Annotated in this window: 26 protein-coding genes; 17 read left to right on the top strand and 9 right to left on the bottom strand. The window is 68.9% G+C overall.

What is annotated here, in order from left to right:
- The first annotated feature begins 48 nt into the window (after positions 1 to 48).
- From NL112_RS11880 to carB, 8 genes are all read left to right on the top strand, one after another.
- Positions 49 to 1,689 carry an ABC transporter substrate-binding protein gene (locus tag NL112_RS11880; protein ID WP_255149052.1) on the top strand — a complete coding sequence of 547 codons (1,641 nt, stop codon included), beginning with the start codon at positions 49 to 51 and terminating at the stop codon, positions 1,687 to 1,689.
- 29 nt (positions 1,690 to 1,718) lie between these two features.
- Positions 1,719 to 2,750: an ABC transporter permease gene (locus tag NL112_RS11875; protein WP_255149051.1), complete on the top strand. Its 1,032-nt coding sequence runs from the start codon at positions 1,719 to 1,721 to the stop codon at positions 2,748 to 2,750.
- Positions 2,751 to 3,866 (top strand): ABC transporter permease, encoded by a 1,116-nt coding sequence (locus NL112_RS11870; RefSeq protein ID WP_255149050.1) that lies wholly within the window; start codon positions 2,751 to 2,753, stop codon positions 3,864 to 3,866.
- A complete protein-coding gene (locus NL112_RS11865; protein WP_255149049.1) occupies positions 3,867 to 5,087 on the top strand; it encodes an ABC transporter ATP-binding protein in 1,221 nt (406 codons plus the stop codon). It abuts the gene before it with no gap.
- The gene (locus tag NL112_RS11860; RefSeq protein ID WP_350356128.1) at positions 5,080 to 6,435 is read left to right on the top strand and encodes an ABC transporter ATP-binding protein; all 1,356 of its coding nucleotides are present in this window, start codon (positions 5,080 to 5,082) and stop codon (positions 6,433 to 6,435) included. Before NL112_RS11865 ends, NL112_RS11860 begins: the two co-directional genes overlap by 8 nt.
- Positions 6,436 to 6,595: 160 nt before the next feature.
- Positions 6,596 to 7,102, top strand: a complete 507-nt coding sequence (locus tag NL112_RS11855; RefSeq protein WP_255149048.1) for a DUF7529 family protein — start codon at positions 6,596 to 6,598, stop codon at positions 7,100 to 7,102.
- Positions 7,103 to 7,148: 46 nt separating this feature from the next.
- On the top strand, positions 7,149 to 8,576 hold the full coding sequence (locus NL112_RS11850) for a hypothetical protein (RefSeq protein ID WP_255149047.1): 1,428 nt from the start codon (positions 7,149 to 7,151) through the stop codon (positions 8,574 to 8,576).
- Between the two features lie 114 nt (positions 8,577 to 8,690).
- Positions 8,691 to 11,996, top strand: coding sequence for a carbamoyl-phosphate synthase large subunit (gene carB, locus NL112_RS11845; RefSeq protein WP_434084185.1), 3,306 nt, complete (start codon positions 8,691 to 8,693; stop codon positions 11,994 to 11,996).
- A gap of 249 nt (positions 11,997 to 12,245) precedes the next feature.
- On the opposite strand, the gene NL112_RS11840 is transcribed toward carB, so the two are convergent.
- Positions 12,246 to 12,968, bottom strand: coding sequence for a hypothetical protein (locus NL112_RS11840; protein WP_255149046.1), 723 nt, complete (start codon positions 12,966 to 12,968; stop codon positions 12,246 to 12,248).
- 119 nt (positions 12,969 to 13,087) lie between these two features.
- On the opposite strand from NL112_RS11840, the gene NL112_RS11835 reads away from it, so the two are divergent.
- The 3 genes from NL112_RS11835 to NL112_RS11825 are packed head-to-tail and all read left to right on the top strand — an operon-like array spanning position 13,088 to position 14,355.
- Positions 13,088 to 13,309: a hypothetical protein gene (locus NL112_RS11835; protein WP_255149045.1), complete on the top strand. Its 222-nt coding sequence runs from the start codon at positions 13,088 to 13,090 to the stop codon at positions 13,307 to 13,309.
- Positions 13,310 to 13,358: 49 nt separating this feature from the next.
- Positions 13,359 to 13,904, top strand: a complete 546-nt coding sequence (locus NL112_RS11830; RefSeq protein ID WP_255149044.1) for an HD domain-containing protein — start codon at positions 13,359 to 13,361, stop codon at positions 13,902 to 13,904.
- 40 nt (positions 13,905 to 13,944) lie between these two features.
- Entirely contained in the window at positions 13,945 to 14,355 is a 411-nt protein-coding gene (locus NL112_RS11825; RefSeq protein WP_255149043.1) for a hypothetical protein, read from the top strand.
- Between the two features lie 17 nt (positions 14,356 to 14,372).
- Here the strand turns inward: NL112_RS11825 and carA are convergent, their stop codons facing one another.
- Entirely contained in the window at positions 14,373 to 15,440 is a 1,068-nt protein-coding gene (gene carA, locus NL112_RS11820) for a glutamine-hydrolyzing carbamoyl-phosphate synthase small subunit (protein WP_255149042.1), read from the bottom strand.
- A 102-nt stretch (positions 15,441 to 15,542) separates the two neighbouring features.
- Here carA and NL112_RS11815 point away from each other — a divergent pair, with 102 nt between their 5' ends.
- Entirely contained in the window at positions 15,543 to 15,956 is a 414-nt protein-coding gene (locus NL112_RS11815; RefSeq protein ID WP_255149041.1) for an Lrp/AsnC family transcriptional regulator, read from the top strand.
- Here the strand turns inward: NL112_RS11815 and NL112_RS11810 are convergent.
- Genes NL112_RS11810 through NL112_RS11800 form a run of 3 tightly spaced genes read right to left on the bottom strand, consistent with a single transcriptional unit; the run spans position 15,953 to position 18,370 of the window.
- The gene (locus NL112_RS11810; RefSeq protein ID WP_255149040.1) at positions 15,953 to 16,249 is read right to left on the bottom strand and encodes a hypothetical protein; all 297 of its coding nucleotides are present in this window, start codon (positions 16,247 to 16,249) and stop codon (positions 15,953 to 15,955) included. The genes NL112_RS11815 and NL112_RS11810 overlap by 4 nt on opposite strands.
- A 31-nt stretch (positions 16,250 to 16,280) precedes the next feature.
- Positions 16,281 to 17,333 (bottom strand): dipeptide epimerase, encoded by a 1,053-nt coding sequence (locus NL112_RS11805; RefSeq protein ID WP_255149039.1) that lies wholly within the window; start codon positions 17,331 to 17,333, stop codon positions 16,281 to 16,283.
- Positions 17,330 to 18,370, bottom strand: a complete 1,041-nt coding sequence (locus tag NL112_RS11800; RefSeq protein WP_255149038.1) for a DUF1611 domain-containing protein — start codon at positions 18,368 to 18,370, stop codon at positions 17,330 to 17,332. Before NL112_RS11800 ends, NL112_RS11805 begins: the two co-directional genes overlap by 4 nt.
- Before the next feature lie 90 nt (positions 18,371 to 18,460).
- Between NL112_RS11800 and NL112_RS11795 the strand changes: the two genes are divergently transcribed.
- From NL112_RS11795 to NL112_RS11775, 5 genes are all read left to right on the top strand, one after another.
- Positions 18,461 to 19,168, top strand: a complete 708-nt coding sequence (locus tag NL112_RS11795) for a helix-turn-helix domain-containing protein (RefSeq protein ID WP_255149037.1) — start codon at positions 18,461 to 18,463, stop codon at positions 19,166 to 19,168.
- Positions 19,169 to 19,221: 53 nt separating this feature from the next.
- A complete protein-coding gene (locus tag NL112_RS11790; protein ID WP_255149036.1) occupies positions 19,222 to 20,622 on the top strand; it encodes an APC family permease in 1,401 nt (466 codons plus the stop codon).
- Entirely contained in the window at positions 20,615 to 21,811 is a 1,197-nt protein-coding gene (locus tag NL112_RS11785; protein ID WP_255149035.1) for a M20 family metallopeptidase, read from the top strand. Before NL112_RS11790 ends, NL112_RS11785 begins: the two co-directional genes overlap by 8 nt.
- Before the next feature lie 70 nt (positions 21,812 to 21,881).
- Entirely contained in the window at positions 21,882 to 22,460 is a 579-nt protein-coding gene (locus NL112_RS11780; RefSeq protein ID WP_255149034.1) for an NUDIX hydrolase, read from the top strand.
- Positions 22,461 to 22,564: 104 nt separating this feature from the next.
- On the top strand, positions 22,565 to 23,254 hold the full coding sequence (locus NL112_RS11775; protein WP_255149033.1) for an SDR family NAD(P)-dependent oxidoreductase: 690 nt from the start codon (positions 22,565 to 22,567) through the stop codon (positions 23,252 to 23,254).
- A gap of 94 nt (positions 23,255 to 23,348) precedes the next feature.
- Here the strand turns inward: NL112_RS11775 and NL112_RS11770 are convergent, their stop codons facing one another.
- From NL112_RS11770 to NL112_RS11755, 4 genes are all read right to left on the bottom strand, one after another.
- Positions 23,349 to 23,573: a hypothetical protein gene (locus NL112_RS11770; RefSeq protein ID WP_255149032.1), complete on the bottom strand. Its 225-nt coding sequence runs from the start codon at positions 23,571 to 23,573 to the stop codon at positions 23,349 to 23,351.
- Between the two features lie 162 nt (positions 23,574 to 23,735).
- On the bottom strand, positions 23,736 to 23,849 hold the full coding sequence (locus tag NL112_RS11765) for a rubrerythrin-like domain-containing protein (RefSeq protein ID WP_255149031.1): 114 nt from the start codon (positions 23,847 to 23,849) through the stop codon (positions 23,736 to 23,738).
- A gap of 110 nt (positions 23,850 to 23,959) precedes the next feature.
- Entirely contained in the window at positions 23,960 to 24,283 is a 324-nt protein-coding gene (locus tag NL112_RS11760) for a DUF7977 family protein (RefSeq protein WP_255149030.1), read from the bottom strand.
- 2 nt (positions 24,284 to 24,285) lie between these two features.
- Positions 24,286 to 25,323 carry a zinc-binding dehydrogenase gene (locus NL112_RS11755; protein WP_255149029.1) on the bottom strand — a complete coding sequence of 346 codons (1,038 nt, stop codon included), beginning with the start codon at positions 25,321 to 25,323 and terminating at the stop codon, positions 24,286 to 24,288.
- Between the last annotated feature and the right edge of the window lies 1 nt (position 25,324).

The raw sequence follows: 25,324 nt of genomic DNA, 5'->3' as shown, positions 1-25,324 counted from the left end.
GGCAGTACGTGGGATATTTATGTAGGGGGGCACTATCCGGCGAGTAGTATGTCACGGGATGTCAACCGTCGACGATTTCTGGAGCTGACCGGAACCGCAGGGGGTGCCGCGATGCTGGCCGGCTGTACGGGTGGCGACGGGTCGCCCACGCCGTCGCCGACCGACGACGAGGGGACCCCGATGGAGAGCCCCACCGACGAGTCCTCCCCGACGCCCGAGGAGCCCGAGACCCGCTCGGGTTACCTCCAGCGTGCCAACAAGGTGCTTCACGACGAGGCGCCGTGGATCTATCTCAACCGCCAGTACTCGGTGTACGGCGTCTCCTCCAGCATCCAGTGGGAGGCGCGCCGCGACGAGCGCATCGACGCCTACTCCATCGAGCCGCAGGGGGACAACTCCTCGGTGGTCATCACGCAGTCACAGCTCGACTCCGGGCTCGACCCCCACGACCACCGCGAGACGCCGACGGACAACATCGTCCTGCAGGTGTACGAGGGGCTGCTCTCCCGCGACCGCAACGGGAAAATCGTCGACGAACTCGCCACCGGCTACGAGCGACTGGAGCCGGGACGGGTCCGGTTCCAACTCCGCTCGGGCGTGTCGTTCCACAACGGCGATTCGCTCACCAAACAGGACGTCGCGTTCTCCATCAACCGCATCGTCCAGTCGGACGTGGGCGGGCTGGAGAGCCCCCAGCGCGACCAGCTTGCGGGCGTCACCGGGGCGACCCCGGCTGACGGCGACAGCGCCGTCGTCGTCAACTCCGACGGCATCAACCCCATCGTGTTCGCGCAGTTCGCGTCGTACTGCGACATCATGGACAAGTCGTGGGTCGAGAGCCACGACACCGCCTACATCAACTCCCACATGAACGGCACCGGGCCGTTCGAGCTGACCGACTACGAGCAGGACGTTCAGGTCGAGTACCAGAGCTACGGCGACTACTGGCGTGACGCCGCGCCCGCCGACACGCTGACCATCCAGGCGGCCGGCGAGTCCAGCACGCGGGTCAACCAGCTGTTGAGCGAGGAGACGGACCTCATCGTCAACGTCCCGCCGCAGGACGCCGCTCGCGTCCAGAACGCGGATAACGCCTCCATCAGCGCGGTGCCCTCGACGCGCATCATCTACAACGCGATGGTGTACAACAAGGAGCCGTTCGACTCCGTCCAGTTCCGGCAGGCGATGAACTACGCCATCGACCTCGAGAGCATCATCCAGAACGTGCTGTCCGGGTTCGCCGACCAGACGGGTCAGCCGACGCTCGAAGGGTTCACCGGCTACAACGAGAACCTCGACCCGTTCCCGTACGACGTCGAGGAGGCCGAGCGGCTCGTCGAGGAGAGCGGCTACGCCGGCGCCGAAATCACGCTCGACACGCCGAGCGGCCGCTATCTGAAAGACCTCGAGATAGCGCAGGCGGTCGTCAACTACATCGACGAGTTGTCGAACGTCTCCGCGGAGGTGAACCAGCGCGACTTCGGGAAGCTGGCCGGCGAACTGCTCGACGGCGACATCTCGACGGGGCCGGCGTTCTACCTCATCGGGTGGGGCAACTCCACGTTCGACGCCAGCCAGACCATCATCCCGCTTCTGACCTCGGACGGAGCGCTCACCTCCTACAAGAACGAGCGGGTGGACGAACTGATGAGTCAGGCCCAGAGCCTGTCCGGGGACTCGGGTAACTGACCCGATGCACGTAACGGGGAGGAACTGAGATGGCCTCGTGGGGTCGGTTCATCACGAAGCGGGTGCTGCAGGGCATCTTCGTCATCTGGGGCGTCGTGACCGTCGTCTTCATCCTCCGCTACGTGACGCCGGGGAGCCCGGTCGACTTCATCGCCCCGCTGGACGCCAGCCAGGCCACCCGGCGGGCCATCGCCGAGAGCCTCGGGCTCGACCGCCCGCTGTACGTCCAGTACGTCGACTACATCGCCGAACTGGTGACCGGGGACATGGGCTACTCCTACCGGTCACGGACCGCCGTCGGCCCGCGGGTGTTCGCCAAGCTCCCGGCGACGCTGGAGCTGGCGATAGCCGCCACGTTCGTCGCCGTGGTGCTGTCCATCCCGCTCGGCGTCGTCAGCGCGACCCGGCGCCACAGCGCGCCCGACTACGCGGCGACGCTGTTCTCGCTTCTGGGCATCTCCACACCGAACTTCTGGCTCGGCGTGATGCTCGTCATCCTGCTGGCGGTCCAGTTCCAGATATTCCCGACCAGCTCCCGACCGGTCGGCTTCCTCGAGGCCATCGGCAATCTCGTGGTAATAAGCGGCCCACAACAGGGGTGGGCGCTCCCGATGAACGTCGACGGGTTCCTCGCGGACGGGAAGAACTGGCTCCTCCACATCTTCCTGCCCGCCATCACGCTGGGGACGTACTTCACGGCGCTCATCACCCGGCTCACCCGCTCGGGGATGCTCGACCAGCTTGGACAGGGGTACGTGCAGGCGGCCCGCGCGAAGGGGCTTCCGGAGACGCTGGTCCGCTACCGGCACGCCCTCCGGAACACGCTCATCCCCGTCATCACGGTCGTCGGGCTCCAGCTCGGGACGCTCATCGGCGGCGCGGTCATCACCGAAGCCGTCTTCGACTGGCCCGGGCTGGGGTCGCTCGTCATCGACTCCATCAACAACCGCGACTGGCCGCTCATCCAGGGCTGTCTCATCGTCATCGGCACCGGCTTCGTGCTCGTGAACATCGTCGTCGACGCGCTGTACGCGAAACTCAACCCACAGGTGATGGATTAGATGGACCTCGATGACCTCATCGGCGTCATCCGCAACGCGGTCGGCAACGCCGTCTCGCCGCGCACCAAGCGGAACCTCCGGAACGAACTCTCGCGCAGTTTCCTGGCGAAACTGGGCATCGTACTGCTGGTGGTCGTCGTGCTCGCGGCGGTGTTCGCCCCGCTCATCGCGCCGTGGAACCCGACGTCACAGGACCTCGACAACAAACAACAGCCACCGCTCGGCTTCAGCCGCGCCGAGACGCAAGTGAGCCAACAGACGACCGCCGACGGTGACATCGAAATCGTCAACCAGACGGTGTACGTGAACGCGACGGCCGAACACCCGCTCGGCACGGACGGGCTGGGTCGCGACATGCTCTCTCGAGTCATCTACGGCGCCCGAACGTCGCTTCTGGTCGGCGTGTTCGGTACCGTACTGGCCATGCTACTCGGCGTCCCGGCCGGCCTGGTGTCCGGCTACTACAGCGGCCGGGTCGACGACGCACTGATGCGGTTCGCGGACGTGAGCCTCGCGTTCCCGTCGCTGGTGCTCGCCATCGCACTCGTGGGGCTGTGGGGCCAGGCGGCGGTGTCGATAACCGACCCGCTGGTCGCGCTCGGCATCGCGCCGGCGATACGCGGGGCCATCTCGCTCCCGTGGGGGCTGACGTACCCGACGGGGATGCCGGAGTCGTTCACCCTCCCGGGGACGGTCATCGTCGTCGTCGGCCTCGTCAACTGGGTGTGGTTCGCCCGGGTCGCCCGCGGCGAGTCGCTGGCACTCCGGGAACAGGAGTACGTGAAGGCCGCCCGGTCGCTCGGCGGCTCGGACGGGTTCATCATCCGCAAACACGTGCTCCCGAACAGCCTCACGCCCATCCTCGTGCTCGCCACCATCCAGGTGGCGGCCATCATCCTGCTGGAGAGCGCGCTGTCGTTCCTCGGGTTCTCCGGGACGACGCTCTCGTGGGGGTTCGACATCGCGCAGGGCCGGCAGTACCAGACGACGGCGTGGTGGATAGCGACGATGCCCGGACTGGCTATCGTGCTGACGGTCATCGGCATCAACCTCATCGGCGACTGGCTCCGGGACGCGCTCGACCCCGGCATCGAAGGTGAAGGGGGTGGTGTCTGAATGAGCGACGCCGACCCCTCCCCCACGGACGCCGTCGCCAGCGACGCCGGCACCGCCGAGGACCTGCTCCGGGTGCGCGACCTGACGACCCGCTTCTTCACCGAAGAGGGACAGGTCAACGCCGTCGAGTCGGTCGACTTCGACGTCCGGCAGGGCGAAATCCTCGGCATCGTCGGCGAGTCCGGCTCCGGCAAGTCGGTGACCGCGCTGTCGCTCATCGACCTCGTGGAGTCGCCCGGTCGGGTCACCGCCGGCGAGGTGTGGTACCGCGACGCCGACCTCGCCGAGGAGCATCCCGACGCCGCCCGCGACGGGATGGTCGACCTCCGGCAGGTTCCCGAGCGCGTGCGCCGGTCGCTTCGAGGACCCTCGTTCTCGATGATCTTCCAGGACCCGATGAGCAGTTTCAACCCCTCGATCACCGTCGGCGAGCAGATAGCCGAGGCGGTCGAGGTCCAGCGGCGGGCGAGTTCCCGCCCGCGGTCGACCCGCTCGCGGACGCAAGGGTACGGGCTCGGCTCGTTCATCGTGGACGGCCTCATCCCGAACCGCGACTACACGAGCGAGGCGAGCCACGCCCGCGCGGTCGAGTTGCTCGAACAGGTCGGCATCCCCGACCCCGCCGAACGCGCCGACGAGTTCCCCCACCAGTTCTCCGGCGGGATGTTACAGCGTGCGATGATAGCACAGGCGCTGGCGGGGGAACCCGACCTGCTCGTGGCCGACGAGCCGACGACGGCGCTCGACGTGACCATCCAGGCGCAGATACTGGAACTGCTCCGGGAGATTCAGGCCGAGCGGGACATGAGCATCCTGCTCATCACCCACGACCTCGGCGTCATCGCGCGGATGTGCGACCGCGTCTGCGTGATGTACGCGGGCGAGGTGGTCGAGCGCGGGACGCTCGCGGACGTGTTCGAGGACTCGGTCCACCCGTACACCCAGGGGCTCATCGGCTCCATCCCAGACCTCGACGACCCGGCGCCGCGACTCCAGCCCATCGAGGGGAACGTCCCCTCGCTTCACGCCGAGGAGATGGCGGACCGCTGTTACTTCGCGGACCGCTGTCCGAAGGCGATGGAGGACTGCCTGACGAAGCCGCCGGAGTTCGACGCCGGCGGCGAGGAGCACGCCGCGAAATGCATCCTCGCGGAGCGCTCCTACGACGAGTCGCAGGCGCTTCCGGACGACTACTTCGAGGAGGGGATGAGCGATGACTGACGGCGACCGCGGCGACGGCCCCGGACGGGGCGACCCCCTTCTGGAGGTCGAGGACCTGCGCAAGTACTTCACGGAGAACGACACGCTCGTCGACACCCTGTTGCGCAACGAGGAGCGGAGCGTGAAGGCCGTCGACGGCGTCTCGTTCACCGTCGAGAAGGGCGAGACGCTGGGGCTGGTCGGCGAGTCCGGCTGTGGGAAGTCCACGACCGGCGAGACACTGCTCGGCTTGCAGGAGCCGACCGACGGCGACGTGCGGTTCGACGGCGAGAGCGTGTTCGAGATGGAGGACGCGGCGCTCGACGAGTTCCGCCGGCGGGCGCAGATAGTGTTCCAGGACCCGTTCTCCAGTCTCGACCCGCGACAGACCGCCGGCGCCATCATCGCGGAGCCGCTGGTCATCCACGGTCGGCCCGCCACCGACCCCGGGGTGCGGACCGAGGCCGACCTGCAGGTCGAGGGCATCGACCGCTCGCGGGTCACCGTCACCGTCGAGGACGACGTCGACCGCGTGGTCGAACCCACCGAGGGCGTCGCCACCGTCCACCTCACCGTCCGCCAGGAGGGCGGTGCGGTGCGCGCGACCGTCGAGGAGAACCTCGAGACGCGGATGCAGGTCGACGACGACGGCTCGGTGTCCGTCCGGGTGCGGGTCGGACGGTCGGTGAGCGACCTCCGGCGCGAGCGTGCGAAGGAACTGCTCGAACGGGTGGGGCTATCCGCGGACCAGGTCGACCGCTACCCCCACGAGTTCTCGGGGGGCCAGCGCCAGCGCATCGGCATCGCCCGCGCACTCGCGCTCGAACCGGAGTTCCTCGTGCTCGACGAACCGGTGTCGGCGCTCGACGTGAGCGTACAGGCGCAGGTGCTGAACCTGCTCGACGACCTGCAGGAGGAGTTCGGGCTGACGTACCTGTTCATCGCCCACGACCTCTCGGTCGTGCGGCACATCTCCGACCGCGTCGCGGTGATGTACCTCGGCGAAATCGTCGAGCGCGGCCCGGTCGAGTCCATCTTCGAGGACCCACAGCACCCGTACACGGAGGCGCTACTGGAGAGCGTCCCCCGCGCGGACACCAGCGAACAGGGGCGCCGCGTCGACGCGCTGGCCGGCGACGTGCCCTCGCCCCGGGACCCCCCCTCCGGCTGTCGGTTCCACACCCGGTGTCCGCACGCGCGGGAGGCCTGCCGCGAGGAAGCGCCCGACGACTACGACGCCGGCGTCGAGGGCCAGCAAGCCGCCTGCTTCCGCGCGCTCGAGGACCACCCGTACTGGGAGAGCGACCCCATCGAGGTGACCGCCGGTGCCGACGACGATGGGTCGGGAGCCGCGGCCGACGACGACTGAGTGGTCGCCGTCGTGACAACCGGCGACGACTGACAGGGTCGCCGTCGTGACAACCGGCGACGACTGACAGGGTCGCCGTCGTGACAACCGGCGACGACTGACCGCGAGCGTCGGCACGCGAGCAAGAAGCGTTTTCCGGCCCGCCGTCCCCACTTCGGACATGGACGACGACGAGCAGAGCGACGAGGCCGCCAGTGCCCCGGCGTTCGCGCCCGGCGGGGCGGCGGCGGCCATCCGCGAGCACTGGGAGACGTTCATCGGGGACATGGAAGCGACCGCCGAGGAGTTCCAGGCGGCCGGGTGGGAGGTGCTCGAACTCCATCCGGGCGACGTGACGGCGTTGAGCGGCGAGCAGTGGGGGTTCGACGTGCTCGTCCCCGACGACGAGTTCGAGGAACTCGAGCGGTGGGTCGCCGACGGGAGCTTCGACGACCACGACGTCTACCGGGCGGCGCCGGACCTCGTGTTCGTGCTGGTCGTTTTGAAGGACGCCGACGCCGAGCGAGCAATCTGCTGTCCCATCTACTACGAGCGCGATGCCATGGAGGGGCTCCGGGAACTCGCCGCTCGCGAGGGGCACATCTACACCCACGTCCGCCGGCTCTCCGAGGAGTACGTCCACTTCACCCACGAAGAGCCCGACCTGTTCTTCCCCGACGAGGACTGAGTCGCCCACACAAGACTTTTGCCGGTCGGTTCTGGGAAGCTACCCGATGCGCCCTCCAGTCCGACTCGCAGTCCTCGTAGCGATGCTGATTCTCGCGCCGATGACCGCCACCCCGGTCGCGGCCGACCACAACTACCCCGACGACGTCGACGGCAACGTCACCACCCTGCGAGGCCCCGTCTCGCTGTACGGCCATCTCGACGCTCCGGGCGACGTGCGGGCCGCCCGCGACGACGGGCGACTCGTCGAGAGCAACGTGACCACCGTCAACGAGACGGTGGTGGCCCGGTTCGAGTCCGCGTGGCTGAATCGGACGGTGGCGGACACCGACGGTGCGAACGCCACCGAGCGGTTCTTCGCCGCGGTGAACGCGACGAACGCCTCCGTCGTCGTCGAGCAGACGAACCCGACGCCCGAGCGCCTGCCGTACCGAATCGACCTGCGCGAGAGCGACGTGCGGGTCGTCCACGACCCGGCGAACGCGACGTTCTGGCTCGTCGTCGACACCACCGACCCGGTGTTGCGCCTCGACGACGGCGACCCGTACGGCGACCAGAGCCTCGACCGCGGCGAGGAGCTCGGCGTGGTCGTCAGCGTCCCCGACAGCGACGACACCCGGACGCTCGGCGGGCGCATCCGGGTCGTCGAACTCGAAGCCGGCGTCGAACGGCTCGACGGCGCCGCGGGGGGCGAACCGCTGTACGCCAACGGCGGCACGCTCGGCGTGCGCGCGACGACGACGGCGCTTCCCGGCGAGAACGTCACCGTCACCGCCCGGGACGCGAACGGGACGACGCTCGACAGCGTGGCGACGACCACGCGTGCCGCGAACGGGACGGTCCGCTTCCGCGCGAACCTCTCGGTCGGGAGCCTCGCATCCGGGGAACGGTTCACCGTCACGGCGACGGCGTGCAACCGGACCCTGCTGGAGCGGCGCGGCGTCGTCGGAGCGCCGCCGGCGATGACGAACGTGTCGGCGATGCGTTACGCGAACGGGTCGACACACGTCGCCGCGACGGTCCATTACCCGGACGACGGGTTCCTGAAACTCGTCGACGAGGAGGACGGCGCGTGGCTGGAGACCCGGTACGTCCCCGGCGGCGAGCGGACCCGCGTGACGTTCGTGACCGACTCCGCACGGTTCGGCGTGGACGAACGGGCCACCCTCGTCGGCTGGTGGGACGCTACCGGCGACGGCGAGTTCGATTCCGACGGCCTCAGGCGCGACTGGCGGTGGCGCGTCGACGGCGATATCCTCGAGGAGCGGGCGTACGTCGGGAGCGCGAATCCGACCCCGACGCCGACCGTGACGCCGACGAGCACCGACACGGCTTCCCCGTCCCCGCATCCGCCCTCCACGCCGTCACCCTCACCGACGGCCTCACCCACGCCGACCGACCAGCCCGGGTTCGGGCTCGCGGCCGCGTTCGCCGCGCTGGCGGGCCTACTGGCGGCCGCACGGCGGCGCGGCTGACCCGCCGACGGCCGCGGGCGTCACAGATGTTGCCCGATTCGAAATTCGAAATCCAGTTTCGTCTTTCGTAGCGAGTCGCCGGGCTTATTACGATGTACGAACCAGCCATCGCTAATGAGCGACGAGGCGACCGAGAACCCCGACCTGACGAGCGAGGACCGCACTATCCTGCTCATCGGGAGCGGGCCCATCCAGATCGGACAGGCGGCCGAGTTCGACTACTCCGGCGCGCAGGCGTGCCGGGCGCTCCAGGAGGAAGGCGCGCGAGTCGTCCTCGTCAACTCCAACCCCGCGACCATCATGACCGACTCAGAGATGGCCGACAAGGTGTACGTCGAACCCATCACCCCGGACGCCATCGCCGAGATAATCGCCGAGGAGGACCCCGACGGCGTCATCGCCGGCCTCGGCGGCCAGACCGGGCTGAACGTTACCGCGGAACTCGCCGAGGAGGGCGTCCTCGACGAGTACGACGTCGACGTGATGGGGACGCCGCTGGACACCATCTACGCGACTGAGGACCGCGACCTGTTCCGCCAGCGGATGGAGAACATCGGCGAACCCGTTCCGGCATCGACAACCATCGAACTCGACGACGACGAGGCGGTCACGGACCTCACCGCCGAGGACCTGCAGGACCGCGTCGACGACGCCGTCGAGGAGGTCGGCGGCCTGCCGGTCATCGCACGTACCACCTACACGCTCGGCGGGAGCGGGTCGGGCGTCGTCCACGAGATGGACGAACTGTACGAGCGCGTGCGCAAGGGCCTGCGCCTCTCGCGCAACAGCGAGGTGCTCATCACGGAGTCCATCGAGGGCTGGGTCGAACTGGAGTACGAGGTGATGCGGGACGCCGACGACTCCTGTATCATCATCTGCAACATGGAGAACATCGACCCGATGGGCATCCACACCGGGGAGTCGACCGTCGTCACGCCCTCGCAGGTCATCCCCGACGAGGGCCACCAGGCGATGCGCGACTCCGCGCTGAAGGTCATCCGCGAACTCGGCATCCAGGGCGGCTGTAACATCCAGCACGCCTGGCGCGACGACGGCACGCCCGGCGGCGAGTACCGCGTGGTGGAGGTCAACCCCCGCGTCTCCCGCTCCTCGGCGCTGGCCTCGAAGGCGACGGGCTACCCCATCGCCCGCGTCACCGCGAAGGTGGCGCTCGGGAAACGGCTCCACGAAATCCAGAACGAGATCACCGGCCAGACGACCGCGGCGTTCGAGCCGGCCATCGACTACGTGGTGACGAAGGTGCCGCGGTGGCCGAAGGACAAGTTCGGCGACGTCGACTTCGAACTGTCGACGGCGATGAAGTCGACGGGCGAGGCGATGGCCATCGGGCGGACGTTCGAGGAGTCGCTTCTGAAGGCGCTCCGCTCCTCGGAGTACGAGCCCGCGGCCGACTTCGACGAGGTGGACGACGACACGCTCGAAGAGGAGTATCTCGTGCGCCCGTCGCCTGACCGCCCGTACGCGATGTTCGAGGCGTTCCGGCGCGGCTACACGGTCGAGGACGTCGTCGAGTTGACCGACATCCACGAGTGGTACGTCGAGCGGTTCGAGAACGTCTCCGAGGCCGCCGACGCGGCGATGGCCGGCGACGTGGAGGCCGCCACCGAAATCGGCTTCACCAACCAGGAGGCCACCGCGCTCGCGGGCGGGGAGTTCAACGACACGCACGCCTCGTGGCTCCCGGCGGTGCTGGACGTGAGCGCGGGCGAGTCGGACGACGAGGTGGCGGCCGACGGAGCGGGCGTCTCCGTCGAGCAGGTCGAGGAGCGGTCGGTCGACCGCCGGTTCAAGCAGGTCGACACCTGCGCCGGCGAGTTCGAGGCGTCGACGCCGTACTACTACTCGGCGCGCGAGCGGTGGTCGGACATCTCCCGCAACGAGGTGCAGGTCGACCGCGACGTCGACAGCGTGGTCGTGGTCGGCGGCGGCCCCATCCGCATCGGGCAGGGCGTCGAGTTCGACTACTGTGCGGTCCACGCGGTGCGTGCGCTCCGCGAGCAGGGCATCGACGCCCACGTCATCAACAACAACCCGGAGACGGTGTCGACGGACTACGACACCTCCGACGGGTTGTTCTTCGAGCCCATCACGGCCGAGGAGGTCGCGGACGTCGTCGAGGAGACGGACGCCGACGGCGTGATGGTGCAGTTCGGCGGCCAGACCTCGGTCAACGTGGGCGAACCGCTGGAGGAGGAACTGGAGCGCCGCGGGCTCGACGCCGAAATCCTGGGCACGAGCGTCGAGGCGATGGACCTCGCGGAGGACCGCGACCGGTTCAACGCGCTGATGGGCGAGATGGGCATCAGCCAGCCGGAGGGTGGCACCGCCACCAGCGAGGACGAGGCGCTCGAACTCGCGGGCGAGTTGGGCTACCCGGTGCTCGTCCGCCCGTCGTACGTGCTCGGCGGCCGCGCGATGGACGTCGTCTACTCCGACGACGAACTGAAGGAGTACATCGAGGAGGCGGTGCGGGTCTCGCCGGACAAACCCATCCTCGTCGACCAGTTCCTCGCGGACGCGGTCGAACTCGACGTCGACGCCGTGGCCGACGGCGAGGACGTCATCATCGGCGGCATCATGGAACACGTCGAGAGTGCGGGCGTCCACTCGGGCGACTCCGCCTGCATGATTCCGCCCCGCTCGCTGTCCGACGACACCCTCGCCCGCGTGCGGGAGGTGACCCAGGACATCGCTCGTGCGCTCGACACCGTGGGCCTGCTGAACGTCCAACTCGCCGTGAAAGACGGCGAGGTGTACGTGCTGGAGGCGAACCCGCGCTCCTCGCGGACGGTCCCGTTCGTCTCGAAGGCGACGGGCGTCCCCATCGCCAAACTCGCGGCGAAGGTGATGGCCGGCGCCTCCCTCTCCGAGTTGAAGGCCCACGAGCAGGTGCCGGAACACGTCTCCGTGAAGGAAGTCGTGCTCCCGTTCGACCGCCTGCCGGGGTCGGACCCCCGGCTCGGCCCGGAGATGAAGTCGACGGGCGAGGTGATGGGTACCGCCCGCTCGTTCGGGAAGGCGTACCTCAAGGCCCAGTCCTCGACGGGCAAACCCATCCCGACCGAGGGCACGGCCGTGGTGGACCTCGACACCCTCCGCGGGATGAGCCAGAAGACCGAGGACCTCTCGGACATCGAGGAGGGCGTCGCCCGCAACTTCGAGGTGACCCACAAGGACGACTACGACGACCTCATCGCGGCCATCCGCGCCGGCGAGGTCGACCTCATCCTCTCGCGGGACCGCGACGTGCTGGAGGTGGCCGTCGAGGAGGAGATAACGTACTTCTCGACGGTGCCCTCCGCGCGTGCGGCGCTGGAAGCCATCGAGACGGTCGAGGAGCCGATGGACGTGATGGCGCTCTCCGAGCGGCCGACGGAGCGGCGCAACTGGGGAGAGTAGGGAGGCCGAGCGGTAGCGAGGCCTCCTTGATGCGAGCGGTGAGCGGAGCGAACCGCGAGCGGCGTCGTCGACCGGAAGGGAGACGACGGGACACGCGAGCGGGAGCGACCGAAGGGAGCGACACGAGAGAGTAGGGAGGCCGAGCGGTAGCGAGGCCTCCTTGATGCGAGCGGTGACCGCAGGAAACCGCGAGTAGCGTGGCTCGACCCGAAGGAGAGCCGCATTACGTTCGAACGGCGACCGTCTTCTTCAGTCTAACATCGCGGCGACGACCCCCCGTATCTGCGTCGGCGCCTGACTCACGACCGCGCGCGGCAGGTTCCGACGGGCGTCATCGAGCGCGGCGTCGAGTGCCTCTGCCGCGTTCTCCGAGATGCCGCGCCCGTGGCCGAGCAACACCCGCTCGGGGTCGACGTCCGCGAACGCGTCTTTCGGGGGCGCAAAGCGGTGGGCGAAGTAACAGCCCAGTCGCTCGTCCGCGACGGTCATCTCGGAGGTCGACGACACCATGTCCGGCACCCGTAGCGTCCCGTCCGCCGCCCGGTAGGCGACCATCTCCCGCCACCCTGTCGTGGGGTCGACCGTCCGCACCGAGATGCCCGAGTCGGCCAGCGGCACCCACTCGCCCGTCGGCGCGTCGTAGCGTTCGACGGGAGCGTCGACCTGCTCGGCCACCCGGTCCATCCACGACGCGAGATGGACCGACACGCCGTGGCGGTCAGCGAACGCCGCGGCGTCCCGTCCGTGGAAGTTCGACAACACCGCGACGCCGGCCACTTCGCCCAGTTCCGCGAGGTGGTCGTCGACGGCCGGGCCGTCGAGCGGGTCGAACACCCAGACGCCGTCCTCGCCCCGAATCGCGTGGCTCGCCCGCGTGGCTCGCTCTTCGGGGTGAGCCAGCCAGCCGAATCCCCCGTCCCATCGGTCGATGACTTCGATTTCGGTCGAAGCCGACCGCTCGTACATCGGCATGTCAACGGGTAACAGGTTTCGATTATTTCTATTTTCCGCCGACCGACGAAGCGAACGGCGCCTGTCACCGAGACGCCCGGGCACAAAACCTATTCCGGGTATGTCTGAATCTCCCCGCGATGCTGGACCGCGTCGGCCGCTCGGTTCGGTTCGCGTTCCTGGCGCTCGCCATCGGCGCGGCGCTCGTCGTGGCGGGACTCGGCGGTGCCTCCGCCGTCGCCGCGACACCGGTTCCGGAGACGCTCGCGGTCCCACTCAGGTGGCTCGGCCAGGTCGGCGCGGCGCTCGTGTTCGTCGGCCTGTTCGTCGTCGGGGCGAAACTCGTTCTGGAGTTCGCCTGAACGGGGCCTGGACATCGGAGTTATCTCCCGGGGGCACACAGGCGACAGCATGCCCGACGTGCTCGCCGCGTTCCCCGAACTCGCCGACGTCGACGACCCGGACCTCCGCGAGGGCGTCCGCGACTGCTGGGCGACGGCCTGCGAGGAGACCGAGACCGACGACCTGACTGTAGTGCCGTGGTTCCCGCCGGCACAGCGGAAACACGGCATCGAGGGGGAGACGCTCGTGGCCCACGTCCGGGACGTGGTCGCGGGGGCGCGGGCGCTCGCCGACGCGCTCGACGCCTCCCGTGGGACGACGGTGGACCGCGACCTCATGCTCGCGTCGGCGCTGGTCCACGACGTGAGCAAGCTGTACGAGTTCGACGGCCACGAGGAGACCGCCGTCGGCGACCTGCTCGGGCATCCGTACTACGGCGTCTACTGCGTCGCGGCCGCGGGCCTCCCGGTCGAATGTGCCCACGTCGTGCTCGCACACACCTCGCGGACGACCGTCGAGCCGGCGTTTCTGGAGGCGGAACTGGTCCGGCGGGCCGACGAGGCGGCCGCCGCCGCCGTTCGCACGAGCGAACTCGACGACCTGCGAGACGCGTAGCCCCGGAACCGCTTTACGCACGGCCTCACACCCACGGAGTATGGCAGACGTGGACGACATCGTCCCCGACAGGGAGACGCCCGAGGACGGTGGGAAGCGACAGCTCCGGCTCGTCGGCGTGGGGTTCGTCGTCGCGGGGCTGGCGACGCTCGGGCTGGCGAACGCCAGCGACCCCCGGGGGATGCTCGTCGCGGTGCTCGGGTTCGCCGGCTTCGCGGTGCTCGTGCTGGAGGCGACGCAGGGGTACACCCACGGGCTCTCCTTCGGCCTCCTGACCGGCGGCATCGGCGTGTGGCTGTGGCCGCTCGTCCGCGCCGGGAGCGCCGGCTACGACTATCTCGGCGTGCTGATGGTCGCCGTCGGGGTCGTGAACGTCCTGCTCGCGCCCGTCGGCCTCTACTTCCGGCGGCTGGGCCAGCGGCTCGGGGAGCGGACGAGCGGGAAGAAGTAGCCTGCACGCGGTCGGCGTCAGTCGTCGGCGGTGGGCGCCCGACGCTCCGCCGCGAGGTCGAGCACGTCGTCGAAGAAGCCGAGCGAGTCGTGGGGGCCGGGGTGGGCCTCGGGGTGGTACTGACGGGTGATGACGTCCAACTCGTCGGATTCGAGCCCCTCCGGCGTGTCGTCGTTGACGTTCACCTGCGTCACGTCGAGGTCGCCGGGCTCGGAGACGGTGTAGCCGTGGTTCTGCGTCGTCATCACGACCTTGTCGGTGCGGAGGTCACGCACCGGCTGGTTGACCCCGCGGTGGCCGAACGCCATCTTCTCGGTGTCGCCCCCCAGCGCGCCGGCGATGACCTGCTGGCCGAGACAGATGCCCGCAAGCGGTACCTCGCCGACGAACTCCTCGACCAGCGCGGCCGCCTGGCCGAAGTTCTGCGGGTCGCCCGGCCCGTTCGAGATGAACAGGACGTCCGGGTCGACGTGGCGCACGTCGGCGACGGTGGCGTCGTACGGGAGCACGTCGACGACGGCGTCCCGCTCGGTCAGCGACTCGATGATGGAGCCTTTCGCGCCGCAGTCGATAAGCGCGACCCTGGGCCCGTCGCCGTCCCCGTTGAACGTCTCCCGGGCGTCGACGGAGACCTGCGCGCCGATGTCGGTGTGCTCGCTCATCCCTTTGCACTCCGCGAGTTCCTCCTTGGCGGCCTCGGGGGTCGCGTCGGGGCCGGCGGCGATGCCGCATTTCATCGCGCCCTCCTCGCGGATGCCCACGACGAGGTCGCGGGTGTCGAGGTGGTCGACGGCGGGGACGCCCTCCTCCGTGAGCCACTCGGCGACGTCGTCGGTCAACTCCCGGGCGACGACGGCCCGCGGGTGGACGCGGTCGGACTCCATCCGCTCGATCCGGACGCCGTAGTTGCCGATGAGCGGGTACGAGAAGGTGAGCACCTGTTCCTCGTAGCTCGGGTCGGTGAGCGACTCCTCGTAACCCGTGTACGCGGTGGTGAACACGAGTTCGCCGCGGGAGCGGCCCGGAGCACGGGCGCGCGCCTCGACGACGCGGCCGTCCTCCAGCGCCACGTAGGCCCCTGTCATTACGAGTATCGTATCTCCCCTCGGTCCTTAACGGTTCGGTTCGAAGCGAGATTACGAAATTCGTAATCGTCAAGTGCGGGCGGACAGAACCCTCGCATCTCGATGGACGACCTGGACCGGCGCATCCTGAACATCCTGCGGCGCGACGCCCGGACGCCGTACACGGAGATTGCCGACGAGGTGGGCACCTCCGAGGGCACCGTCCGCAACCGGGTCGAGCGGATGCTCGAAGAGGGAGCCATCGAGCGGTTCACCGTCGCCACCCGCACCGGGAACGTGAAGGCGATGATAGAGGTCGGCGTCGCCGTCGACGTGGACACGCGGGCCGTCTCCGACGAGATGGCCGACTGGGACGCCGTCGACTACGTCTGGCAGGTCTCCGGCGAGGAGGACATCGTCCTCGTGGTCGACGCCGCCGACACGACGGCGCTCAACGACCTCATCACCAAAGCTCGGGAGCGCGACGAGGTGGTGTCGACGAAGACGCGGCTCATCCTCAACGAGATGCTCGGCTAAACGGTCGCGGCCACCGCGCCCGCGGCGACGGCACAGCCCACGAGCGCGACCGCACCGATGAAGTTACCGAAGCCGCCGAGGCCGAGCGCGACGAGAAGCAGGACGACCGGGACGAGCGCGAACGGGTTGGTGAGCGCGGCCGTGAGGTCGGTGCTACTGGTGACGATGGCGCCGACCGCGAACGCGCCGACTGCGGCCGCATCGAGATAGCCGATGCGACCAGCGGCGGCGAGACCGACCGCCAACAGCGAGGCCGCGAGACCGAGTCGCTTCGCGGTATCGGGGGGGACCATAACCGGTCGTCGGCCCGAGGTGTGAAACGTCTTACCGTTCCACCGAGACGCCGTGACCCGGTCCCTCGATGTCGATGACCGGCCCGCGCTCCCGCTCTGTCACGTCCTCGGCGAGCAACTGGTTCCCGTCGAGGTCCACGTGCGAGAACGTGCCGACCCCGGCGACGAGGTGTGCCGAGGTGTGGATGCCGACGGCGCTTTCGAGCATACAGCCGACCATCAACTCCCGGTTCGCGGCCGTCGCCACGCGGGCGATGTCGGCGGCCGCGAGCACGCCCGACTTCCCGAGTTTGACGTTGAACACGTCGGCCGCTTCCTCCCGGACGAGGCGGACGGCGTCGGCCGGCGTGAACAGGCTCTCGTCGGCGGCGACGGCCACGGGCAGTCGCTCGCGGGCGCGGGCCAGCCCCGTCACGTCGTCGGCCGGCACCGGCTGTTCGACCAGCGCCACCTCGACGCCGCGCTCCGTGGCGGCGGTGACGAACCGCTCGGCCTCCTTGGGCGTCCAGCCCTGGTTGGCGTCGACCGCGAGCGTGGCGTCGGGCGCGGCCTCCCGGACCGCGACCAGCCGTTCGAGGTCGGCAGACACCTCGGTCCCGACCTTCAGCTTCAGGTGGTCGAACCCCTCCTGGGTGGCGCGGGTGGCCCGTTTCCGGGCCTCCGCCGGCTCGCAGATACCGATAGTCAGGTCCGTCTCGACGGTCTCCGGGGGTCCCCCGAACAGTTCCGAGAGCGGCATCGCTCGCTCCCGACAGTACGCGTCCAGTATCGCGGTCTCGACGGCGAACACCGCCGACACCGCGCCGGGGAACGTCCGGTGGAGCATCCGGCCCAGTTCCCGGTAGTTCCGGAGGTCCCGCCCCTCGATGAGGTCCGCCGCCGCGCGACAGGTCGCCAGCGTCGCCTCGCGCGTCTCGCCCGTGACCGGCGGGTCGGGCGACCCCTCGCCGACGCCGACGACACCCGAGTCGGTCTCGACCCTGACGAGGACGTTCTCGGCGGCGTGCTGGGTGCCGAGGGCGATTTCGAACGGCTCGCGCAGGGGGAGGTCGAGCGGCTCGACGGCGACGGCGTCGACGTTCACAGCGCCCCCCGGACGGCGGCCAACAGGTCGGCGGGGCCGTCCTCGTGGTAGACGTTCGCGGCGGGCATATCGTAGCCGGCCGCCGCGGGGTCGTCGGCCCACGTCGAGACGGCCGCGACCGTGGCCTCCGAGAGCTCCTCGACGAGGCGGCGCTCCGCGTCGACGCCCGCGACCGAGAATCGGTCGAAATCCTCCCGGCCCGTCCGGCCGGGGTCGTCGACGAGCACGACGGCATCGGGCCATGCCCCGTGGAGAAGCGCGAGCGTCACCCCGGAGTACGCGCGGTGGGTGAGCGCGGCCTGGCCCTCGACGAACACCACCTCGTGGTCGCGGGCCACGTCACACACCATGTCCTCGACGGCGCCGGCGGCGAAGTCGGCGGGCACGCAGTCGACCACGACGCCGCGGTGGGCGCCCACCATGATGCCGGTCTGGCCGGTCGCCACCCAGCCGGCGTCGACGCCGGCCGCGCGGGCCGCACGGTACAGTTCGAACGTCGTCGTTCGCTTCCCGACTGCACAGTCGGTGCCGGCGGTGAGTACCACGTCGGCGTCGGCGTCGTCTACGCGACCGTCCGCTACCCGCAACTCGTCGTCTGCAGGCGGTTTCCGTACGTCGAACAGCCGAACGCCGTGCTGGTCGGCCCGACTCCGCCACGACTCGTCGGCCGAGAGGAACGTGTGGAGCCCCGAGACGACGTCACAGCCGGCGTCGATGGCCGTCTCGATGTCGGCGACCCACGACTCGGGGAGTGCGCCCCCGGCGGGCGCGACGCCGATGACGAACGCCTCGGCGTCGGCCGCGAGGTCGAGCGCGCGCTCGGTCGAGTCGACGACGGGCACGTCGGGGGCGTCCGGCCGGCCGAGACAGTCGGAAGCCGCCCGACCGGCGGCGGTCGAATCAACGACCGCGCGCACGTCGAACAGTTCGCTGTGCATGACGATCCCGTTGGCGGTCTTCCCGTGGGGTGTTCCGAACTCCCCCTCCGCGAGGACGACCGCGGGTGCCGGAACGTCGAACGCACTCCGGAGGTCCATGCTCACAGGACACACGCGACGGCCGAAATCCCCCTCCCTCTCATGTGAGGGGTGGGTAAACTTTTGGTAGCATGTGTCGAGGGTGGTGGTATGGGAACTCGAGGGGACGAGAAGCGACAGACCGACACGGGCGTTCGCGTGACCCTCGACATCTGGCACCCCGACTGCTGGACGCTGGAGGTGACCGAGGAGACGGACGGCGGGTTGCTCGGGCACGGCGTCCACACCATCGACGGGCAGGCGACGGGCCGGTTCACGGCGTACGGCGAGAGCCAGGGCGTCGTGGACGACCTCATCGCGGCCATCGACGCCTCGCGGTTGACCGACTCCGTCTGGGAGACGGACGCTCACGGCGGTACCCCCGACCTCGCGGAGGGGAACGCGACCCGGGGCATCGTCGTCGAGTACGACATCGAAAACAGCATCAACGACGCGCTCGTCTCGCGGGGGTTCATCCCGGACGAGCCGGTCCGGATGTACGACGGTCGCGAGTACTGGACCGTCCTCGTCCACGAGGACCGCGGCACCGTCCACGAGCGGCTGGAGGAGGTCCGCGAGGCAAAAGGCGCCGACATCAACGTCGAACTCATCACCGCGCCCTCGTCGGGAACGGGCATCTTCAACACCGACGACCTCTCGGAGCGGCAACGCGAGGTGTTCGAACTCGCACAGAGTCACGGCTACTACACCTGGCCACGGGAGACGAGCGCGGGCGACCTCGCGACGGAACTCGACATCTCGAAGGCCACGCTTCTCGAACATCTCCGGAAGGCCGAGGCGAAACTGCTCGGACAGTGACCCCTTTCATGTTAGGTACCGGCCCTTTGTGGTAGATAGTGGCATGTTCATCCATGTCGTCCGCACAAGGGAGAGACAGCAACAGTCTCTCGCGTGACATCGGGCTGTTCGGAGCGGTAAGCACCGTCGTGGCCGGGACGCTCGGAGCCGGGCTGTTCGTCACGCTCGGCACCGCGTCGTCGACGACCGGGCCGTCCGTCATCCTCGTCGTCGTGCTGTCGGGGGTACTCGCGATGAGCATCGCCACCAACTACTCGTGGATGGCGACCATCTTCCCCGCGGCCGCGGGGTCGTACGCGTACATCTCGCGGACGTTCGGGAGCCGCCTCCCCGGGTTCGTGGTGACGTGGTCGAAGTGGCTCGGCTACATGGCGGCCGACGCCGTGCTGGCCATCGGCTTCGGCTCGTACCTGCAGGTGTTCTACCCGAGCGTCGACGCCAAGCTCGCCGGGTTCGCCCTGCTCACGGTGCTTTTCCTCATCAACCTCGTCGGCTCGAAAGGGTACAGCGTCTCGCAGAACGCCATCTTCGGCGTGCTGATGGCCTCCATCCTCGTGCTCGTCATCCCGGGGTCGTTCAGCGTCGACGCGTCGAACTACCAGCCGTTCTTCACGGGTGGGTTCGACGGCTTCCTCGCCGCGGCGGTGCCGCTGTTCTACGCGTACATCGGCATCGCCGTCGCCGGGCAGATGGGCGCCGAGGTGAAGAACCCCTCGCGGAACCTGCCGCTGGCGATGGCCGGCGGGACGGCCATCCTCATCGCGCTGTACGTGTGGACCTCCGCCGTCATCTACGGCGTCGTCAGCGACTACACGGTGCTCGCTGACTCCGCGCGGCCGCTGGCGACCGCGGCGGAGGCGTTCCTCGGCGACATCGGCATCTCCATCGTCGCGTTCGGCGGCCTGCTCGCCACCGCCTCCAGCGTCCACGCGGTGATGGCCGCGGGCATCAAGATGCCGTACTCGTGGGCGTGGGACGAGGTGTTCCCCTCGTTCTTCGTCTCGGTCAGCGACCGGTTCGGGACGCCCCACTTCTCGCTTTTCACGCTGTACGCCGTCGCCGCGTTCCTCACGTTCTGGAGCACGGGTCTGAGCCAGGCCATCGCCATCGCCACGTTCAGCTACCTCATCGCGTACTTCACCGTCTCGGTGACGGTGCTGTACATCCTCGTGAGTGACACGGGGCTCGAACAGCGGGCTGGCTTCGACATCGGCTACGGGCTGTTCGCCACCGCCGTCGTCGCCATCGTCGGCTCGGGCGCGCTGTTGACGCAGGCGTACCAGGGGTCGCTCACGGTGTACGTCCCGTGGATGGTCGTCGGCCTCGTTATCTTCGGTATCTACTGGTATCTCGGACAGCAGCGCGAGAAGGACATCGAGGCAATCCTCGACACGCTTCCGGGCGTCCACTCGGACGACCACGACCCCGACGTGGGACTCGTGAACGATGACTGAGACCACCGTCGACCGGGAGGCGACCGTCGGCCTCCTGCAGGAACTCGTGCGGATTCCGAGCCCGTACTTCGAGGAGCACGACTGCGCCGAGTTCGTCTACGAGTGGCTCGACGACCGGGGACTCGACCCCGAGTACCACCACGTCTCGGAGCCCGACATCACCGAGTACGAGGGCGACAACGTGATTGCGCGGCTGGAGGGGAGCGACCCGGACGCGCCGACCCTGCTGTTGAACGGTCACATCGACACGGTGAAACTGGTCGAGGACTGGGAGGAGGACGCCTGTTCGGGCCGCATCGAGGACGGGAAACTGTACGGGCAGGGAGCCTGCGACATGAAGGGCGGCGTCGCGGCCGCGATGGTCGCGTTCGAGGCGCTCGCGGAGCGTGACCTCGCCGGTGACGTCCTGTTCACCGCCGTCGTCGACGAGGAGGGGCCGTACGGCCTGGGGACGGACAGACTCATCCGCGACGGCTACACCGACGACGTGGACATGGCCGTCGTCACCGAACCCGGCCCGATACTCGCACAGGAGGACGTCGACAACCCCGCGCTCCTGCTCGGAGCGCGGGGCCGGTTCCTCTACGACATCACCGTCAAAGGGAGGGCGGCCCACGGCTCCCAGCCGTACAAGGGGACCAACGCCGTCGTCGACGCCGGCAAGGTCGCGGCGGCGCTGGACGACCTCGACGTGGGCTCGCACCCGCAACTCGGCGACGGCTCCGTCTGTCCACTGCTGCTCGAAGGCGGGAGCCAGACGCTGTCGGTGCCCGAGCGCGCCCGGCTGATGGTCGACCGCCACGTCGTCATCGGCGAGACCGAGGACGACGTCCGGGAGCAGGCGGAGGCCGCCGTCGACGCGCTCGATATCGACAGCGACGTCGAGTTGGGGTTCCGAGAAGCGCCCGACCCGGGCATCACGTACGGCCCGTACGTCACGGACGAGGACCACCCGCTCGTGGGGGCACTCCAGCGGGCCGCGAGGACCGTGACCGGAACCGACCCGGCGCTCGGCTACTTCGCCAGCGTCGGCGACTTCAACTACCTCGGCGACCGCGCGGACCTGCCGACGGTCATCGTCGGTCCGGACGGCGAGAACATCCACGGCGCCGGCGAGTTCGTCTACACCGACGAGGTGGTCGAGGTGGCGGAGATGCTCGTCGAGGCGGGCGAGGACCTGCTGGCGTGACCGACACCCAGCAGGACCCGGCGTGAGGCGAGTCGAAGAGTAATTAACGCACGTCGTCGTTCTCCGGGGTATGAGCACGGATACGGACCCCGAGGGTGCCGTCGGCGAGGGGGCCGACCACGAGAACGCGGCCCAGTCGGTCATCGCTGTCGACGAGTCCGACACCGAGCAGGGCATCGTCAATCGACTGGAGGCCCACACCGGCGACGGTATCCGCCACCGGGCGTTCACCTGTCTGGTGTTCGACGAGGAGGACAACATCCTGCTGGGGCAACGCGCTCCGGGGAAACGGCTCTGGGACACCCACTGGGACGGCACCGTCGCCTCCCACCCGATACAGGGGCAGACCCAGAAGGAGGCGACCCGCCAGCGCCTCGAAGAGGAACTGGGCGTCACGCCCGACCAGTACTCGGATCTCCGGGTCACGGACAAGTTCGAGTACAAACGCTACTATCTGGAGGAGGGCCTGGAGTGGGAGGTGTGTGCGGTCCTGAAGTGTACGCTCACCGACCGCTCGCTCGACCCCGACCCCGAGGAGATAGCCGGCGTGATGTGGGTGCCGTACGAGCGCCTCCACGAACACCCGAAGTGGTACCGACAACTCCGGCTCTGTCCGTGGTTCGAAATCGCGATGCGACGGGACTTCTAAACCACGTTTTCACCGGAGTCTCGCTCCGCTCGCACCGCCGTCGTCCGCGGACGCCTCCCGATCTCGACCGCCGGACTCTTTCCCCGAGGCCGCCTGCCCCGGCTATGGACCTCTACGACGACCTCTCGGGACAGGTGGCGCTCGTCACCGGGGCGAACCGCGGTCTCGGTGCGGAAATCGCGCGGAATCTCGACGAGTTGGGTGCGACCGTCTACGCGGGCACCCGGTCGATGACCAACGAGGTACCCGACGGCTGTGAGCGCGTCCTGCTCGACGTGACACAGGAGGGCGACGTCGAGGACATCGCCGACGGGGTGTTCGGGGAGGTGGGGCGCCTCGATATCCTCGTCAACAACGCCGGCGTCATGGACGACGACGCGGACATCGTCGCTACCCCGACCACGGAACTCGACCGGACGCTCGCCACGAACCTCCGGGGACCGATGGTGCTGTGCAAGCATCTCGTCCCCCTCCTCGTCCAGCAGGACGGGGGCCGCGTCGTCAACGTCTCCTCGCGGATGGGGGCGCTCCACGAGATGGGCGACGGGAGCCCCGCCTACCGCGTCTCGAAGGCCGGACTCAACGCGCTGACGACCTACCTCCACGCGCAGTACAACGACCAGGGCCTCATCGCCAACAGCGTCTGCCCGGGGTGGGTCCGGACCGACATGGGCGGGGAGAACGCCGACCGCTCCGTCGAGGAGGGCGCCGAGACCCCGACCTGGCTCTGCCGGTTCACCCCGGACAGCGAGTCGGGGAAGTTCTGGCGCGACAGGAGCGTTATCGAGTGGTAACGGCCATCGGGCGAGCGGCGCGCGGTTCGAACCGGTGGGCGGGCCGGGGGCTCACGACCGAACGAGGCGAAGAAACCGGGGGCGAAAAGCGCGTTCAGACCGTCTGGCCGCCCTGCTCGGAGGTGCCGAGCAGGAGCGTCCCCGTCACCATCGTCATGACGGCGAAGAACGCGATGGCCACCTGCATCGGCAGGGAGGTAATGCCGGCGAAGGTGAGCGCGCCGATGAGCGCGACGCCGATTGCCATGCCGGCGACGCCGCCCAGCACCTTCTGCTGTTCGGTGAGGCTCCGGTCGAACGCTGCGAGTCGGTCGAACATATCCGGGAAGTAGCACTCGTCCCTAATAACGCCATCCGTTTGGGGCGATATTTCCGGCGCCGTACCGTGATATTAGTGAACTCGTGACATATATACGAATACGTATATTATTCGGCGCGGCTTCGGCCGGAGCGGTCGCTCTCCGGTCGCTCGCCCGGGGGCCTACTCCCGCGACAGCGAGATGTTCTGCAAGGCGCCGCCGCATTTCGGGCAGTCGCCGCCCGCGGACCCCATCAGGTAGCGGGCGCCACAGCCCAGACACTCGCGGTAGTGCATGCTGGTACCACGCCACACGACGAAATAACCGCATCGGAACCCGTCGGCGGGTCTGACAGTCGGGAACGTCGAACGGTCCGCGCCAACGGCGTCGGCGGCGAAGGTGGCGACTACGGGCGGGTCGTCGCCCACACCGCCAGCGCCCCGAGCACGAGCGCCGGCAACAGCGGCACGAACAGATACGTGTCGCGGAACCCGAGTCCGAACAGCTCGAGCGTCTCGCTGGCCCGCGGGAAGAAGAACAGGTACGCGGGGACGACGACGAACGCGACGAGTATCCAGCCGACGAGTATCCAGCCGCGGAGGCCGAACTCGCGGTCCTCGCCGCGGGGTTTCGCATCGGCCGCGTCGTCGGCGTCGAACGCCGCGGGGTCGTGGACGTACCCGTCCTCGTCCTCGCTGTCGCCCGCGCGGCCGTGGCCGCCGTCGGCCACGGTTACAGTTCGCTGTCGGGGACGACGACCACCTTGCCGAACCCTTCGCGTTCTTCCAGCAGACGGTGGGCGTCGGCGGCCTCGCTCATCGGTAGGACCTCCCGGATTCGGGGCTCGAACGTGCCGTCCCACACCAGTTCCAGCACCTCGTCGATGTCGGAGTTCGACCCCATCGTCGACCCCATGATGTCGTACTGGTTCCAGAAGAGGTCGGAGATGTTCACTTCGACCTCCGGGCCGGCGGTCGCCCCGCAGGTGACGAGTCGGCCACCCTTCGCCAGCGAGTCGATGGAGTTCTCCCACGTCGGGCCGCCGATGTGGTCCAGGACGACGTCGACGCCGCGGCCGTCGGTCGCTTCGGCGATGGCCTCCGAGAAGTCGGTCTCCTCGTAGTTGATGACGTGGTCGGCGCCCAGCTCCGTGGCGTACTCCAGTTTCTCCTCGGTGCTGGCGGTTGCGAACACCTCGGCGCCCGCGTGGTCGGCTATCTGGACGGCGGCGTGGCCGACGCCGCCCGACGCGCCCAACACCAGACACGACTCGCCGGCTTCCAGTTCCGCCCGGGAGTGGAGCATCCGCCAGGCCGTCTGGAACACGAGCGGCGCCGCCGCGGCCGTCTCCCAGTCCACGTCGTCGGGGACGGCGACCAGATTCTCCTCGGGGAGGCAGGCGAGTTCGGAGTGGACGCCGGTAGAGTGCTCGCCGATGATGGTGTAGCGTTCACACAGCGACTCCTCGCCGGCGCGACAGAACTCGCAGTCGCCGCAGTACGACCCCGCGGCGACGGCGACGTGGTCGCCTTCCTCGAACCGCGTGACGGCGTCCCCCACCTCGGCGACGACGCCCGCGGCGTCGCTCCCGGGGATGTGGGGGAACTCGCCGGGCGACGGGAGCCCCTTCCGGGTCCAGACGTCGAGGTGGTTGAGCGCGCCCGCCTTCACGTCGACGAGCACGTCGTCGCGCCCGACCTCCGGGTCGGGGAGTTCGCCGTACTGGAGGACTTCCGGACCGCCGTGCTCCTGGTAGAATACGCCTTCCATG

It is taken from the genome of Halorarius halobius (genome assembly GCF_024298865.1).
In the GTDB taxonomy this organism is placed as follows: domain Archaea; phylum Halobacteriota; class Halobacteria; order Halobacteriales; family Haloarculaceae; genus Halorarius; species Halorarius halobius.
This window is presented reverse-complemented; position numbering and strand designations above follow the sequence as displayed.